This window comes from Salmonella sp. SAL04213, assembly GCF_046550535.1.
Lineage (GTDB): Bacteria > Pseudomonadota > Gammaproteobacteria > Enterobacterales > Enterobacteriaceae > Salmonella > Salmonella enterica.
On the sequence record NZ_JBGDXS010000011.1, the window covers coordinates 1 to 15837 of the forward strand.

The 15837-nt window shown below is 54.0% G+C and carries 12 protein-coding genes and 1 riboswitch; of the genes, 4 read left to right on the forward strand and 8 right to left on the reverse strand.

Translation table 11 applies throughout. From position 1 onward, the window contains the following. Positions 1 to 311 precede the first annotated feature (311 nt). On the reverse strand, positions 312 to 1163 hold the full coding sequence (murI, locus tag ACLJPQ_RS19635; protein WP_023238485.1) for a glutamate racemase: 852 nt from the start codon (positions 1161 to 1163) through the stop codon (positions 312 to 314). After that, entirely contained in the window at positions 1108 to 2952 is a 1845-nt protein-coding gene (gene btuB / locus ACLJPQ_RS19640) for a TonB-dependent vitamin B12 receptor BtuB (protein WP_000591403.1), read from the reverse strand. The genes murI and btuB overlap by 56 nt, the downstream gene beginning before the upstream one ends. Before the next feature lie 65 nt (positions 2953 to 3017). Further along, a riboswitch (cobalamin riboswitch) is annotated at positions 3018 to 3211 on the reverse strand. A 114-nt stretch (positions 3212 to 3325) separates the two neighbouring features. Between btuB and trmA the strand changes: the two genes are divergently transcribed. Then, entirely contained in the window at positions 3326 to 4426 is a 1101-nt protein-coding gene (gene trmA / locus ACLJPQ_RS19645; protein WP_000186981.1) for a tRNA (uridine(54)-C5)-methyltransferase TrmA, read from the forward strand. A gap of 46 nt (positions 4427 to 4472) precedes the next feature. On the opposite strand, the gene ACLJPQ_RS19650 is transcribed toward trmA, so the two are convergent. Beyond that, positions 4473 to 4832, reverse strand: coding sequence for a YijD family membrane protein (locus ACLJPQ_RS19650; protein WP_000813838.1), 360 nt, complete (start codon positions 4830 to 4832; stop codon positions 4473 to 4475). 15 nt (positions 4833 to 4847) lie between these two features. Continuing rightward, entirely contained in the window at positions 4848 to 5483 is a 636-nt protein-coding gene (gene fabR, locus ACLJPQ_RS19655) for an HTH-type transcriptional repressor FabR (protein ID WP_000971958.1), read from the reverse strand. Positions 5484 to 5681: 198 nt separating this feature from the next. Here fabR and sthA point away from each other — a divergent pair, with 198 nt between their 5' ends. Next, positions 5682 to 7082, forward strand: a complete 1401-nt coding sequence (sthA, locus tag ACLJPQ_RS19660) for a Si-specific NAD(P)(+) transhydrogenase (protein WP_001120791.1) — start codon at positions 5682 to 5684, stop codon at positions 7080 to 7082. Here sthA and oxyR read toward each other — a convergent pair. From oxyR to argC, 4 genes are all read right to left on the reverse strand, one after another. Beyond that, a complete protein-coding gene (gene oxyR / locus ACLJPQ_RS19665; protein WP_001025919.1) occupies positions 7065 to 7982 on the reverse strand; it encodes a DNA-binding transcriptional regulator OxyR in 918 nt (305 codons plus the stop codon). The genes sthA and oxyR overlap by 18 nt on opposite strands. 283 nt (positions 7983 to 8265) lie before the next feature. Beyond that, complete coding sequence (gene argH, locus ACLJPQ_RS19670) at positions 8266 to 9642, reverse strand: argininosuccinate lyase (RefSeq protein WP_001230048.1); 1377 nt, start codon at positions 9640 to 9642, stop codon at positions 8266 to 8268. Positions 9643 to 9759: 117 nt separating this feature from the next. Continuing rightward, positions 9760 to 10536: an acetylglutamate kinase gene (gene argB / locus ACLJPQ_RS19675; RefSeq protein ID WP_001575262.1), complete on the reverse strand. Its 777-nt coding sequence runs from the start codon at positions 10534 to 10536 to the stop codon at positions 9760 to 9762. A gap of 7 nt (positions 10537 to 10543) precedes the next feature. After that, positions 10544 to 11548, reverse strand: coding sequence for an N-acetyl-gamma-glutamyl-phosphate reductase (gene argC / locus ACLJPQ_RS19680; RefSeq protein ID WP_000935332.1), 1005 nt, complete (start codon positions 11546 to 11548; stop codon positions 10544 to 10546). 88 nt (positions 11549 to 11636) lie between these two features. Between argC and argE the strand changes: the two genes are divergently transcribed. Beyond that, entirely contained in the window at positions 11637 to 12788 is a 1152-nt protein-coding gene (gene argE / locus ACLJPQ_RS19685; protein ID WP_000800208.1) for an acetylornithine deacetylase, read from the forward strand. Between the two features lie 391 nt (positions 12789 to 13179). Continuing rightward, on the forward strand, positions 13180 to 15831 hold the full coding sequence (ppc, locus tag ACLJPQ_RS19690) for a phosphoenolpyruvate carboxylase (protein WP_001005548.1): 2652 nt from the start codon (positions 13180 to 13182) through the stop codon (positions 15829 to 15831). The last annotated feature ends 6 nt before the right edge of the window (positions 15832 to 15837 follow it).

Sequence of the window (15837 nt, forward strand, 5' to 3'; positions counted from 1 at the left end):
ATTTTTCGTCCGAGGACGTTAAGAATCCGTATCTTCGAGTGCCCACACAGATTGTCTGATAAATTGTTAAAGAGCAGTGCCGCTTCGCTTTTTCTCAGCGGCGCGGGGTGTGCATATTACGCTTTCCCGCTTCAGAGTCAAGCGATTATTTTCGCTTTTCTCCGTGAGGTTCTGGTCTGAACCCCGCTGACCCGGCGGCCTGTGTGCCGTTGTTCCGTGTCAGTGGTGGCGCATTATAGGGAGTTATTTCTGCCTGACAAGAGGAAATTTAAAATAATTTCTCAAGTGCCTGGTATTTACCCAAAACGCCATTAAACCGGCAGTTTTTCGAGCGTTTCAAAGCCATAACGCTGTAAAACGGGTAATAATTGTTCAGCTCCTGGCGTCATTGCCATGCAATAAGCAATATTGGCATCGGTTGATTTCGCATCCGGCGCTTCATGTTCCAACAGCCAGGCTGTACGACGCGCTATCGCCGCGCCGGAATCCACTAACCTCGTCCCTTCAGGCAGGACTTGCAAAAGCTCGTCCCGTAATAGAGGGAAATGCGTACACCCCAGAACGACCGTGTCAGGCGGCTCCGGCATTCGTAGCCATGGGCGTAATATGCGGCGCAGCTCTTCCAGCGATACCGAGTCGCCATGTAGTTTAGCTTCCGCCAGTTCCACCAGTTCTGCCGACCCCAACATCGCTATCTGACATTCATTAGCGAAGCGCGCAATCAGCTCGTGAGTATAAGGACGTTTGACCGTGGCTCTCGTCGCCAGTAGCCCGACGACGCCATTTGCGGTCAGCCGCGCCGCTGGTTTAATCGCAGGCACAACGCCCACCACCGGGAAGACAAACTTTTCACGTAATGCGGGAAGTGAGACCGTACTGGCGGTATTACAGGCAATCACCGCCAGTGAAAGGGGATAGCGCTGCTGTACCGCGGTCACAATCTCGACAACGCGCTCAACGATAAACGTTTCGCTCTTTTCCCCGTAGGGGAAAGCCACGTTATCGAAAGCATATATATAGTGGAGATCCGGCAGGAGCCGCCGAATCTCATCATAGACCGACAATCCACCGACGCCGGAATCAAATACCAGCACGGTGGGACGTGGTTCAGAAGGTGTAGCTGCCAGACAAGGTGTATTCTCGTCCTGCAGTTTGGTAGCCATAAACTGTCTCGTAATCTTTGTCGAACAGGTTGGCTATTTTACCACGAACTGTCAGATGTGAGGTGACCGGATATGCAACCGTAAGATCCCATAAACTGACGCCGCCCATTTTTACTGTCCGGTATGGGTAAGCGGAGTAGTCCGAATCATAGCGGGAACCAAGGTATTGATATGTCACCCCCCAGTCAAAATCGTAAACGTCCCAGTCAAGTTGATATTTTGCCATCTGTTTGGAACGCCGCGGTAATGGCGTATCGGTAATCGCATTACGCGCATCAACGTAATCGTAACTGACCGTATGCGTTAACGGTCCGGTATCGAAATTCGCCGTCGCCTCAATACCTTTAATGCGCGCCTTACCTTCGTTGTAATATTTTTGCAGATGATCGTCATAATCGATCATGTCATTAATATCGTTACGATAACCTGAAATACGCCAGCTGACGCCAGCGGTTAGCCCTTCAAATGCGCCTTCCCACTGTTTACTCTTTTCAGGATTCAGGTTCGGATTACCGTAATAACCATACAGTTGGCCCAAATTAGGCGCTTTGTAGGAGGTTCCGTAGGAGGCAATAAAGCGATAACCTTCTATAAACTCCCATCCTGCGCTGGTTTGCCATGTACCATGACGGCCAAACTGGGAGTTGTCATCACTGCGCGCCGCCGCTTCCAGAGTGAAGTCACCCAACTGTTGTAATCCTGTCAGGTAAACCCCGGTATTACGCTGGTCATATCCCTCGGGCACATAGCCGGTACCTGGCGTGGTAGTCTGTTTCTGCCAGTCTACGCCCGCCCCAACATTACCGTGCCCCACGACCACACTGTTGGTCCATTGAACATTGTACTGTTTCATCTCATCCAGCGTGGCGGAGGTATCATACCGGCCATAGTGCGGATCATAGTTGTAATCTTTACTGTGGCTATAGCTTGAAACCAGCTGAGACTGAATACGTTCGCCATTAAAGCGCAGCCCGGCGTCCCAGCTTTGGCTATAAAGTTTGCGTGTATCAATCAGCGGCGAGCCCGGCGAGTAATAAGCGTCGTAATCGGTACGGTTATCGTAGCCATAACCACGCACGAATCCGCTCCAGCGATCAGAAAAAGTATGCTCTAACGCGCCATAAAGCGTTTTACTCAAAAAGCCGTCCCGGTCAGGCTGCGCCTGCATCCCGGTACCGCCTTTCGCTACCACGTCAAACCCTTTGGTGTATTCGTAATCGCCGATCAACGTCGCCCGCGTGTTTTCGCCAAGTTGCTGTTGCGTCGAGATGTCGTAATTCTGGTAGCTATTGCTTCCCCATCCAGCGGTTAATTCTGTGCCTGGGTTATCGCGCGTCGTAATGATATTCACTACGCCGCCGATAGCATCGGAACCATAAATAGCGGAACGCGGACCGCGAATATATTCAATGCGCTGTACCAGCGACACCGGGAACTGGCTGAGATCGGCGGACCCGCTCACGCCTGCTAAATTCAGACGCACGCCGTCAATCAATACCAGTACATGGCTGGAGTTGGTGCCGCGAATGAAAATGGAGGAGTTTTGTCCGGCGCCGCCGCTCTGCGCAATATCGACGCCAGGCAAACGGCGCAGAACATCATTTACGGAGGTCGATTGCCAGCGTTCAATATCCTGACGCGTCACGATGGTAACGGGCGCCAGAACCGCGCTGCGCGGCTGCTGAAAACGGTTGGCGGTGACAACCAGGGTATCCGGGCTAGTGTCCTGCGCCCAAGCGGAAAAGGCCGTGACGGAGAACGCCGTCAGCAGCGTAGCTTTTTTAATCATTGTAAAGCATCCACAATATAAGAAGGATGCCGCAGGCTTCATCGATAGTACGCGATGATGAAAAACCAGATGCGACGTTAGCCGGCAGGTCTTCGGGCTTGGAGGGTTATCCGTTGACTGGATAGCAGAAATGATGACTTCCCGCCGGAGGCAGTGTCTGCTTACGCTCTCATCTCACCTTTCCTTACCGCTGCGCGTCAGCTCCAGATTTTCACTGGATTCCCTATTAACTCACAGGACCGGCCCACGGATGCTACCGTCTGTCACAACACCCTGTCCAGACCGCGCATCACAAATCAGAAATCATCAATAGCTGGACATCCACTGAGCAATCCCTACAATCCCCGCGTACTTTTATTATTCAGGATGCGATATGACCCCCGAACATCTTCCGACAGAACAGTATGAGGCGCAGCTGGCCGAAAAAGTGGCGCGCTTGCAGAGTATGATGGCGCCGTTTTCTGGCCTGGTTCCGGAAGTATTTCGCTCGCCGGTCAGTCACTATCGTATGCGTGCGGAATTTCGCCTGTGGCATGACGGCGATGACCTGTACCACATTATGTTTGATCAGCAGACCAAAAGCCGCATTCGCGTTGACACCTTCCCGGCGGCCAGCCAACTGATTAATACCTTAATGAAGGCGATGATTGCCGGCGTGCGCGATAATCATGCACTGCGGCATAAGCTGTTCCAGATCGATTATCTCACGACCTTGAGCAACCAGGCGGTAGTGTCGTTGCTGTACCATAAGAAGCTGGACGAAGAGTGGCGTGAAGCCGCCACTGCGTTACGCGATGCTTTACGCGCGCAAGGTCTGAACGTACACCTGATTGGCCGGGCCACTAAAACTAAAATCGAATTGGATCAGGATTATATTGATGAGCGTCTGCCTGTGGCAGGTAAAGAGATGATCTACCGCCAGGTCGAAAACAGCTTTACGCAGCCAAACGCCGCCATGAATATTCAGATGTTAGAGTGGGCGCTGGAGGTGACGAAAGACTCAAAAGGCGATCTGCTTGAGTTGTATTGCGGCAACGGCAATTTTTCTTTAGCGCTGGCGCGCAATTTTAACCGCGTGCTGGCAACCGAAATCGCCAAACCGTCCGTCGCTGCCGCACAGTACAATATTGCCGCTAATCATATTGATAATGTGCAAATTATTCGCATGGCGGCGGAAGAGTTTACCCAGGCGATGAATGGCGTTCGTGAGTTTAACCGCCTGCAGGGGATCGACCTGAAGCGCTATCAGTGCGAAACCATTTTTGTCGATCCGCCGCGCAGCGGTCTGGACAGCGAAACGGAAAAAATGGTGCAGGCTTATCCACGTATTCTGTACATTTCCTGCAATCCGGAAACGTTGTGCAAAAACCTGGAAACGTTAAGCCAGACGCACACGGTGTCTCGCCTGGCGCTATTCGATCAGTTCCCGTATACGCATCATATGGAATGCGGGGTATTACTCACCGCAAGGTAAAATGTACGTCGGATGGCCGGTTATACCGCCATCCGGCATTCGCACACTATTCCGCGGTGTCCTGCTTGCGGTTACGCAGTTTAAAGCCAATCCAGAATACCAGAATCACCGACAGCACCGCCGGGAAGAAATTAGAGCCAATATCCGGATATTCTGCACGCACCACGGTGCTATACAGTAAAACGCCAAGAATGAAACAGGCGGCGGCCAACCCCGGCAAACCTACCGGCATAGTACGATTTTGGTAGCGCTGATGCAGACAATATACCGTCAGCACCAGCGAGATAACCGGGAATACGGAGAACGGCACAATAGCGCTAAACAGCGCCGCGAATGTGCCGTTAATCGATAAGCCAGCGATGAGCGCCAGCAACAGCGTACCTTTATCTTGACCTGACTGTTTCATTACTCGTCCTTCACGTTATTCGGAATGATGTGCTATTTTCTCTTGCTCACGGCGATACCAGTAATACGCCCCTTTCGCAATCATGCGCAGTTGCAATACCAGCCGCTCTTCTAATTGCCGACGCTGTTCAGCGCCGATGTCCAACGCCTCTGCGCCCGCGCTAAAGACAATAGTCACCATCGCTTCGGCCTGGGCTTCAGTAAACGCGCGCGGCATATGGTTTTCGAGTTCCAGATAGTCGGCAAGTTCCGCAATAAAATGCTGAATCTCCCGCGCGACGGCGGCACGAAACGCCGCTGAAGTGCCGGAACGCTCGCGCAACAACAGACGGAAGGCGTTGGGGTTGTTGCCGATAAACTCCATAAATGTGGAGACCGACGTGCGAATGACGCTGCCGCCTTTCGCGATGCGCTGTCGCGCCTGACGCATCAACTGACGCAGCATCAGACCGCTTTCATCCACCATCGTCAGACCGAGTTCATCGACATCGCGAAAATGACGGTAAAACGACGTTGGCGCAATGCCCGCTTCACGCGCCACCTCACGCAAACTCAGGCTGGCAAAACTCCGCTCAGCGCTCAGTTGGCTGAATGCGGCTTCCACCAGCGAACGCCGGGTTTTTTCTTTTTGTTGCGCTCTAACACCCATCACAATGTCTGAATCCTTCCATATGCCTTATTCGGCACTATACCAGAGAATAAAAGTAACGGGTTCACACTGGATTGTGAATGATTGTTTACAGACAGTTTGTGCTCCGGCTTCGCAAAAAAGCACAACGATAATTGGGTTAAAGCTGGGCAAATGTTATCATCGTGTTTATTTTATGTATAAAAACAGGTGAGTAATACCATGCCACATTCCTGGGATTATGATGCAGTCGTCATAGGGTCAGGCCCCGGCGGTGAAGGCGCTGCAATGGGTCTGGTTAAGCAAGGAGCACGCGTCGCGGTGATTGAGCGTTATCATAACGTTGGCGGCGGATGTACCCACTGGGGCACCATCCCATCCAAAGCCCTTCGCCACGCCGTCAGCCGCATTATTGAATTTAATCAAAACCCGCTCTATAGCGACCACTCCCGTCTCCTTCGTTCTTCTTTCGCCGACATCCTTAATCATGCCGATAACGTGATTAATCAACAAACGCGTATGCGTCAGGGGTTTTATGAGCGTAACCACTGTGAAATATTGCAGGGCAACGCCCATTTTATTGACGAACATACCCTGGCGCTGGAATGCCATGACGGCACGGTTGAAACCCTGACGGCAGAAAAATTTGTTATTGCCTGTGGTTCGCGTCCTTACCATCCCAGTGATGTGGATTTCTCGCATCCGCGCATTTATGACAGCGACTCAATCCTGAGTCTCCACCATGAGCCGCGCCACGTTATTATTTACGGCGCCGGCGTTATCGGCTGCGAATATGCGTCCATCTTCCGCGGTATGGATGTGAAAGTGGATCTGATCAACACCCGCGATCGCCTGCTGGCCTTTCTCGATCAGGAGATGTCCGACTCTCTCTCTTACCATTTCTGGAATAGCGGCGTGGTTATTCGCCACAATGAAGAGTATGAGAAAATCGAAGGCTGCGATGATGGCGTCATCATGCACCTGAAATCCGGCAAAAAACTGAAGGCTGACTGCCTGCTTTATGCTAATGGCCGTACCGGTAACACCGATTCGCTGGCGCTGGAGAATATTGGTCTGGAAACAGACAGCCGTGGACAGCTCAAAGTCAACAGTATGTACCAGACCGCCCTGCCGCACGTCTATGCGGTGGGCGACGTGATTGGCTATCCCAGTCTGGCCTCCGCCGCCTACGATCAGGGGCGTATTGCAGCGCAGGCGCTGGTGAAAGGCGAAGCGACCGCGCATCTCATCGAAGATATCCCCACCGGGATTTATACCATTCCGGAAATCAGTTCTGTCGGCAAAACCGAGCAGCAGTTAACGGCAATGAAAGTGCCTTACGAAGTGGGCCGCGCGCAATTTAAGCATCTGGCGCGAGCGCAAATCGTCGGCATGAACGTCGGCACGCTAAAAATTCTCTTCCACCGCGAAACCAAAGAAATTCTGGGGATTCACTGCTTTGGCGAACGCGCCGCCGAAATTATTCATATCGGCCAGGCGATCATGGAGCAGAAAGGTGGCGGTAACACCATCGAATACTTCGTTAACACCACCTTTAACTACCCAACCATGGCGGAAGCTTATCGGGTTGCGGCGTTGAACGGCTTAAACCGCCTGTTTTAACGCCTTGTCGAAATGGCCATCCATTGCGCCACGGATGGCCTCTGCCAGTTGCTCATAACGGCTACGCAGCGGCGATCCCGGGCGATAAACCAGCCCCACGGTACGACGCGGCTCCGGCTTAATGCATGGCAGATAAACCACGCCGTCGCGCTTACGCTCCTGCGGTACGGCCAGCGCGGGAAGTAGTGTAATACCACTGCCCGCCGCTACCATGTTGCGCAGCGTTTCCAGACTGGTCGCCCGGAAATGGGTATCTTCATCCGCTCCCGCTTCAAAACAGAACCCCATCGCCTGATCGCGCAGACAGTGGCCATCTTCCAGCATCAGCAATTTCTCGCCCGCCAGATCGGACATCGGCACGCGATCGCGATTCGCCCACGGATGATCCTCATAAATAGCCAGCATCATGGGCTCATCAAACAGCGGCACTTCGATAAACGCCTCGCTCTCTTTCACCAGCGCCAGAATAGCGCAGTCAAGCTTGCCGCTATCGAGTTGCGCTAACAGCTGGTGCGTTTGCGCCTCATGCAGATACATTTCCAGCTTCGGGAAAGTCTGGTGCAACATTGGAATGATAAGCGGCAGCAAATAGGGACCAATTGTTGGGATTAAACCAATATGCAGCGGGCCGGACATCGTCTCGCCTTGTTGGCTTGCCATCTCCTTGAGCACCTTGACCTCACGCAGTACGGTACGCGCCTGATCCACCAGCAGTAAGCCCGCCTGGGTAAACAGCACCTTACGGCTCGTACGCTCCAGCAGCATAACGCCCAGCTCATCTTCCAGCTTACGTATTTGCCCACTAAGGGTTGGCTGGCTGACGTGACAGGAGTCCGCCGCTCGCCGGAAATGGCGATGTTCGGCTAACGCCACCAGATATTCAAGATCACGAATATTCATTATTCATCCTCCGTCGCCACGATAGTTCATGGCGATAGGTAGCATAGCAACGAACGATTATCCCTATCAACCTTTCTGATTAATAATACATCACAGAACGGAGCGGTTTCTCGTTTAACCCTTGAAGACACCGCCCGTTTAGAGGGTATCTCTCGAACCCGAAATAACTAAAGCCAACGTGAACTTTTGCGGACCTCTGGTCCGCTTTTTTTTGCGTAAAAAAGCCCGGCGTCGCTGATGCTCGGCCGGGCAGTATTACCTGATGGCGCTACGCTTATAAGGCCTACAACGCGAGGCGCGCCCTGGCATCGTCGATGGCCTGCGCCACCTGCTGTGGAGAAACGCCGCCTTTTGCCGCCCGTTTATCCAGACACGACTGCAAAGACAATATCGGATACACATCGTCGCCAATCACGCGGCTGAATTTCTGTAAATCGGCCAGCGGCAACGCTTCCAGCGGCTTACCCTGGCGAATAGCTTCTACCACCGCTTCGCCGACAATATGGTGCGCTTCGCGGAACGGCACGCCTTTCGCGACCAGGTAATCCGCCAGCTCCGTGGCGTTGGCATACCCCTGTTGCGCCGCGTCCTGACAACGTGGGCGTTTCACCTGAATACCGTCCAGCACCAACGCCGCCATATGCAGGCAGTCAAGCCAGGTATCGAGCGCATCGAACAGCCCTTCTTTGTCTTCCTGCATATCTTTGTTATACGCCAGCGGCAGACCTTTTAAGGTCATCATCATGCCGGTTAGCGCCCCTTGTACGCGACCGCACTTACCGCGAATCAGCTCCAGCGCGTCCGGGTTTTTCTTCTGCGGCATTAACGATGAACCGGAAGTCACGCGGTCAGAAAGCTCTACAAAACCCGCTTCACCAGAATTAAAGAAAATCAGATCTTCCGCGAAGCGTGACAGATGCACCATGCCGATAGCCGCATCAGAAAGCAGTTCCAGTACGTGGTCACGATCGGACACGCTGTCCAGGCTGTTGCGGGTCGCAGACGCAAAGCCCAGCCAGCCTGCCAATTGTTCACGGTCAATTTCATAGGCCGTTCCCGCCAACGCGCCGCAACCTAGCGGACTCACGTCCAGACGTTTAAGCGTGTCCTGCAGGCGGCTTTCATCGCGCGCCAGCATTTCGACATACGCGAGACACCAGTGGGCGAAAGTCACTGGCTGCGCGCGTTGCAGATGGGTATATCCCGGCATTACCGCGTCCTGGTTCGCCTGCGCGGTTTCCACCAGCGCGCTCTGTAGCTGGCGGTTAGCGGTAAGCAGTTCCCTCACCGTCTCTTTGCACCACAGTTTCAGGTCCGTCGCCACCTGATCGTTACGGCTGCGTCCGGTGTGCAGCTTTTTACCCAACTGACCCACTTTGTCGATGAGCTTACCTTCCACCCAGCTATGGATATCTTCCGCATCGCTTTGCAGGATTTGCTGCGGATTCGCGCGAACCTCTTCCAGCAGCACGTTCAGCGCTTCTTCCAACTGTCGTTGCTCATCGGCAGTCAGTACGCCTACCGTGACCAATGCTTTGGACCAGGCCACAGAACCGACAATATCCTGCTCCGCCAGACGGTAATCGAAGCGCAACGAATCATTGAATTGTTTAAACCGCTGGTCTGCCGCCTGTGTAAAACGCCCACCCCAAAGTGCCATAATAGACTTCCTTAAATTCTTCGAATTTCACTGCCGGATGGCGCTACGCTTATCCGGCCTATAATTTCTGTTCACGTAGGCCCGATAAGGCGCAGCCGCCATCGGGCGAACAAATACTTAAGCCAGAATACGCGTGCCAATCGGCGTGCCGTTAAACAGTGCAGGCAATTGTTCCGCATGACGCCAGGAAGCAATATCCACCGGGCGACCCAGCGCCCGCGCAGCATCGAGAGCCGCATTCACTTTCACAATCATCCCGTCGGTAATAATGCCCTGGTCGATAAGCTGCTCGGCTTTGGACGCCGTCATTTCGGCGATACGCTGGCCTTTGCCGTCCAGAATACCGCTCACGTCGGAAAGCAGGATCAGATCGGCCCCCAGCGTCGCCGCCAGCGCGGTTGCCGCCTGATCGGCGTTGACGTTCATCAGTTGGCCGTCGTCTGTTACGCCAATGGAGCTGACCACCGGCAGAAAGCCGTTTTCCAGCAGCATGTTAATCAGCTTCGGCGACCCCGGCTGCGCCAGCCCGACGTGGCCTAACGCTTCATCGAGTTGGGTCACGTTTACGCTGTCGCCATCGCCCAGAAACAGACCAACAGAGGCGATATGGTGTTTCTTCGCCCAGGCCAGCAGAGTCTTGTTAGCGGTTCCCGCCAGCGCGCCGGTAATGATGCCAATCTGATCGGCAGGCGTCACGCGCAGGCCGTCTTTCTTTTTCACTGGCAAATTAAGCCCTTTCATCAGCTCATCCACCACGCAACCGCCGCCGTGAACAATCACCAGCGGACGCTGATGGGACTCACGATAGTTGACCAGCGCGGTAAAAAGACGTTCCAGAGCCTCTTCGCTATCCAGTAATACGCCACCCAGCTTGATAATTAATGGATTCATCATTTCACCCTTAAATAAGAGACTGCGTTTCAGCGAAGCCAAAACGAATATTAGCGCACTGCACCGCCTGCGCCGCTGCGCCTTTCAACAAGTTGTCTTCGGTTGCCACCACAATCAGATGTTCGCCCTGGACGGCAAAACCAATATCGCAGAACGGCAGCCCGACGACGTTCTTTAACGCCGGAACGCCTTTGTCATACAGGCGCACCAGCGGTTTGTCGCCATAGGCTTTTTGCAACACGTCGGCGACCTGCGCATGGGTTACTCCCGCTTTCAGGCGGCAGGTAATGGTTTCCAGAATCCCGCGCGGAAAATTCCCCAGATGCGGGGTGAAGATGACCTCCGCGCCCAGATGGGCGGCGATTTCCGGCTGATGACGATGCGTAAACACGCCATACGGTTGCAAACTCACTTCACAGAAACTGTTCGATATTGCCGCTTTGCGCCCCGCGCCGCTCACCCCGCTGGTGGCATTAATTACCGGCCACTGCGTCAGATCCAGAAGCCCGCCGTCAATCAGCGGTTTTAGCGACAACTGCGCTGCGGTTGGATAGCAACCAGGAACCGCAATCAGATTCGCCGTGTTCAGTTTATCGGCATTCCACTCCGCCAGACCGTACACCGCCTGCTCCAGCAGCTCAGGATACTGATGAGTAAATCCGTAGTACTTTTCATAGAAGGCGCGATCGTTTACCCGAAACGCGCCGGAAAGATCGAATACGACGCATCCGGCCTGTAAAAATTGCGGCGCCAGATCGTGGCTCACTTCATGCGCTGTCGCCAGGAACACCACATCAACATCTGCGCTAAAGTCACGTACATCCGACATCGGTTGCAATGGCAGGTCGACAATCCCTTTTAACTGCGGATGTAAATCAGAAATTAACTTTCCTGCATCATTGCTTTGCGCTGAGACGGTCAAAGCGGTTATGGTCATATGTGGGTGGCGATTTACGTAGCTTACAAGCTCTGCGCCCGCATAACCGCTAGCGCCTACAATCAGCGTATTCAACATCGGGTTCCTTTATGCTCAACGTTAATGTATTTTTATTCATAATTAATGCATGAATATTGATACTATCATGACCTGAGGTGTGTCAACAATGAAAAACGTTTTACCGCCATTTATCGAGATTTACCGCGCTCTGATTGCCACACCGTCGATAAGCGCAACCGAAGAATCCCTGGATCAAAGTAATGCGTCTTTAATCACTTTGCTTGCAGGCTGGTTCAGCGATCTTGGTTTCAACGTAGAGGTTCAACCGGTTCCAGGAACGCGAAACAAATTTAATATGCTCGCCAGCACCGGACATGGCGCGGGCGGTTTGCTGCTGACCGGCCATACCGACACGGTTCCCTTTGATGACGGACGCTGGACGCGCGACCCGTTCACGCTGACCGAGCATGACAATAAGCTCTATGGCCTGGGCACTGCGGATATGAAAGGCTTCTTCGCTTTTATTCTGGACGCGCTACGTGACGTTGACGTCACAAAGTTGAAAAAGCCGCTCTACATTCTGGCGACCGCCGATGAAGAGACCAGCATGGCGGGGGCGCGTTATTTTTCCGAAACCACGGCATTACGTCCGGACTGCGCGATCATTGGCGAACCGACGTCGTTGCAACCGATACGCGCGCACAAAGGGCATATCTCTAATGTCGTTCGCGTCCTGGGGCAGTCCGGTCATTCCAGCGACCCGGCGCGTGGGGTTAACGCCATTGAACTGATGCACGATGCGATTGGCCATATCATGCAACTGCGTGACTCGCTGAAAGCGCGGTATCACTACGAGGCGTTTACCGTTCCGTATCCAACGCTGAATCTGGGCCATATCCACGGCGGCGATGCCTCAAACCGTATCTGCGCCTGCTGCGAATTGCATATGGATATTCGTCCACTGCCGGGCATGACGTTAAACGACCTTAATGGACTGCTTAACGACGCGCTGGCTCCGGTAAGCGAACGCTGGCCGGGCCGCCTGACGGTGGCGGAATTACATCCGCCGATTCCAGGTTATGAGTGTCCACCGGACCACCAACTGGTTGAAGTAGTAGAAAAACTGTTGGGAACAAAAACCGACGTGGTGAACTACTGTACTGAAGCGCCGTTTATGCAGACATTATGCCCAACGCTGGTGCTTGGTCCGGGCTCAATCAATCAGGCGCATCAGCCGGATGAATATCTCGAAACGCGTTTTATTAAGCCAACCCGGGAATTGATTACCCAGGTAGTACACCATTTTTGCTGGCATTAATGCATATTGCCCGGTGACACGATGTTTACCGGGCCTCCCCCGTCTTGTAGGCCGGATAAGCGCAGCGCCATCCGGCATCTCTACGCCACATGTTCATAAGCATTTCTTATTTGGCACGATGCGAATTAACTTTAATAAATTACCGCCATTTTTTCGTTTGCTGAACCGATTTCGCAGTAATTGACGCCACGGGTTTTACGTGGCTTTATAAAGATGAGAAGTGATGTGAAAAAGCTTGGTCCGAAAGATTTCGCGTTGCGGCAAGACGGCAAACGAGCACATCCCAGGGAGCTTACATAAGTAAGTGACCTGGGTGGGAGAGCGCAGCCAACGCCGCCGCAGCGTGAAAGATGCAGGACAATTACAACAGAGATGGGGTGTCTGGGATCATATGAACGAACAATATTCCGCGTTGCGTAGTAATGTCAGTATGCTCGGCAAGGTGCTGGGAGAAACCATCAAGGATGCGCTGGGAGAACACATTCTTGATCGCGTAGAAACAATCCGTAAGCTATCCAAATCTTCACGCGCCGGCAATGAAGCTAATCGCCAGGAGCTGCTCACCACGCTACAAAATTTGTCTAATGACGAGCTGCTGCCAGTTGCGCGCGCGTTTAGTCAGTTCCTGAACCTGGCCAATACTGCCGAGCAATACCACAGCATTTCGCCAAAAGGCGAAGCCGCCAGCAACCCGGAAGTGATTGCCCGCACTCTGCGTAAACTGAAAAACCAACCGGACCTCAACGACGCAACCATCAAAAAAGCGGTAGAGTCGCTGTCTTTGGAGTTGGTGCTAACCGCCCACCCGACAGAAATTACCCGCCGTACGCTTATTCACAAGATGGGTGAAATCAACAACTGTCTGAAACAGCTTGATAATACCGATATCGCCGACTACGAACGCCACCAGGTGATGCGTCGCCTGCGCCAGTTGATTGCCCAATCCTGGCATACGGATGAGATCCGCAAGCAGCGTCCAAGCCCGGTGGATGAAGCCAAATGGGGCTTCGCCGTGGTTGAGAACAGCCTGTGGCAGGGCGTACCTAACTATCTGCGTGAACTGAACGAACAGCTGGAAGAAAATCTCGGCTACAAATTGCCGGTGGATTTTGTGCCGGTACGTTTTACCTCCTGGATGGGCGGCGACCGTGACGGCAACCCGAACGTGACGGCGGATATCACCCGCCACGTGCTCTTGTTAAGCCGCTGGAAAGCCACCGATCTGTTCCTGAAAGACATTCATGTTCTGGTATCAGAACTGTCGATGGTCGACGCCACGCCGGAGCTGCTGGCGTTAGTGGGCGAAGAAGGCGCGTCTGAGCCGTATCGCTACCTCATGAAAAAATTGCGCGCCCGTCTGATGGCGACCCAGTCCTGGCTGGAAGCGCGTCTGAAAGGCGAGAAGCTGCCCAAACCGGCTGGCCTGCTGACGCAAAACGAGCAGCTCTGGGAACCTCTGTACGCCTGCTACCAGTCGTTACAGGCCTGCGGCATGGGCATTATCGCCAACGGCGAGTTACTCGACACGCTCCGCCGCGTGAAGTGTTTCGGCGTACCGCTGGTGCGCATTGATATCCGTCAGGAGAGCACCCGCCATACCGAAGCGCTGGGCGAAATTACCCGCTACCTTGGTATTGGCGACTACGAAAGCTGGTCGGAAGCCGACAAGCAGGCCTTCCTGATCCGCGAGCTGAACTCCAAACGTCCGCTGCTGCCGCGTAACTGGGAGCCGAGCAACGATACCCGCGAAGTGCTTGAAACCTGCAAGGTTATTGCCGAAGCGCCAAAAGGGTCGATCGCCGCCTACGTAATTTCAATGGCGAAAACGCCGTCTGATGTGCTGGCTGTGCATCTGCTGCTGAAAGAGGCTGGTATCGGCTTTGCCATGCCGGTCGCGCCGCTGTTTGAAACCCTCGACGACCTGAACAACGCCGACGACGTGATGACCCAGTTGTTGAATATCGACTGGTATCGCGGGCTGATTCAGGGTAAGCAGATGGTCATGATCGGCTACTCCGACTCGGCGAAAGACGCCGGCGTTATGGCCGCGTCATGGGCGCAGTATCAGGCGCAGGACGCCCTGATCAAAACTTGTGAAAAAGCTGGCATCGAGCTCACCCTCTTCCACGGCCGCGGCGGCTCTATTGGCCGTGGCGGCGCGCCAGCCCACGCGGCGCTGCTTTCGCAACCGCCAGGCAGTCTGAAAGGCGGCCTGCGCGTGACCGAGCAGGGCGAGATGATCCGCTTCAAATACGGCCTGCCGGAAGTCACCGTCAGCAGCCTGTCGCTCTACACCAGCGCAATTCTGGAAGCAAACCTGCTGCCGCCGCCGGAACCGAAAGACAGCTGGCGTCATATTATGGATGAGCTTTCCGTCATCTCCTGTGAAACCTACCGCGGCTACGTGCGCGAAAATAAAGACTTTGTACCGTACTTCCGCTCCGCGACGCCGGAACAAGAGCTGGGCAAATTGCCGCTCGGCTCACGTCCGGCGAAACGTCGTCCAACTGGCGGCGTCGAATCGCTGCGCGCGATTCCGTGGATCTTCGCCTGGACGCAAAACCGCCTGATGCTGCCAGCCTGGCTGGGCGCGGGTACTGCGCTGCAAAAAGTGGTGGAAGACGGTAAACAAAGCGAACTGGAAGCCATGTGCCGCGACTGGCCGTTCTTCTCCACGCGTCTTGGGATGCTGGAAATGGTATTCTCGAAAGCCGACCTGTGGCTGGCCGACTATTACGATCAGCGTCTGGTGGCGAAAACGCTATGGCCGCTGGGCAAAGAGCTACGAGACCTGCTGGAAGAAGACATTAAAGTGGTGCTGGCGATTGCCAACGATTCGCACCTGATGGCCGACTTACCGTGGATTGCGGAGTCCATTCAGTTAAGAAACGTTTATACCGATCCATTAAACGTGTTGCAGGCCGAGTTGCTGTATCGTTCCCGTCTGACTGAAGAGCAGGGCAAATCGCCCGATCCTCGCGTCGAACAGGCGTTGATGGTCACGATTGCGGGCGTCGCCGCCGGTATGCGCAACACCGGCTAACGCCAA

Coding starts and splice junctions, on each gene's coding strand:
- argB (WP_001575262.1), bottom strand. CDS start 10,536: ATGATGAATCCATTAATTATCAAGCTGGGTGGCGTATTACTGGATAGC.
- ppc (WP_001005548.1), top strand. CDS start 13,180: ATGAACGAACAATATTCCGCGTTGCGTAGTAATGTCAGTATGCTCGGC.
- oxyR (WP_001025919.1), bottom strand. CDS start 7,982: ATGAATATTCGTGATCTTGAATATCTGGTGGCGTTAGCCGAACATCGC.
- argH (WP_001230048.1), bottom strand. CDS start 9,642: ATGGCACTTTGGGGTGGGCGTTTTACACAGGCGGCAGACCAGCGGTTT.
- argC (WP_000935332.1), bottom strand. CDS start 11,548: ATGTTGAATACGCTGATTGTAGGCGCTAGCGGTTATGCGGGCGCAGAG.
- murI (WP_023238485.1), bottom strand. CDS start 1,163: ATGGCTACCAAACTGCAGGACGAGAATACACCTTGTCTGGCAGCTACA.
- trmA (WP_000186981.1), top strand. CDS start 3,326: ATGACCCCCGAACATCTTCCGACAGAACAGTATGAGGCGCAGCTGGCC.
- ACLJPQ_RS19650 (WP_000813838.1), bottom strand. CDS start 4,832: ATGAAACAGTCAGGTCAAGATAAAGGTACGCTGTTGCTGGCGCTCATC.
- argE (WP_000800208.1), top strand. CDS start 11,637: ATGAAAAACGTTTTACCGCCATTTATCGAGATTTACCGCGCTCTGATT.
- sthA (WP_001120791.1), top strand. CDS start 5,682: ATGCCACATTCCTGGGATTATGATGCAGTCGTCATAGGGTCAGGCCCC.
- btuB (WP_000591403.1), bottom strand. CDS start 2,952: ATGATTAAAAAAGCTACGCTGCTGACGGCGTTCTCCGTCACGGCCTTT.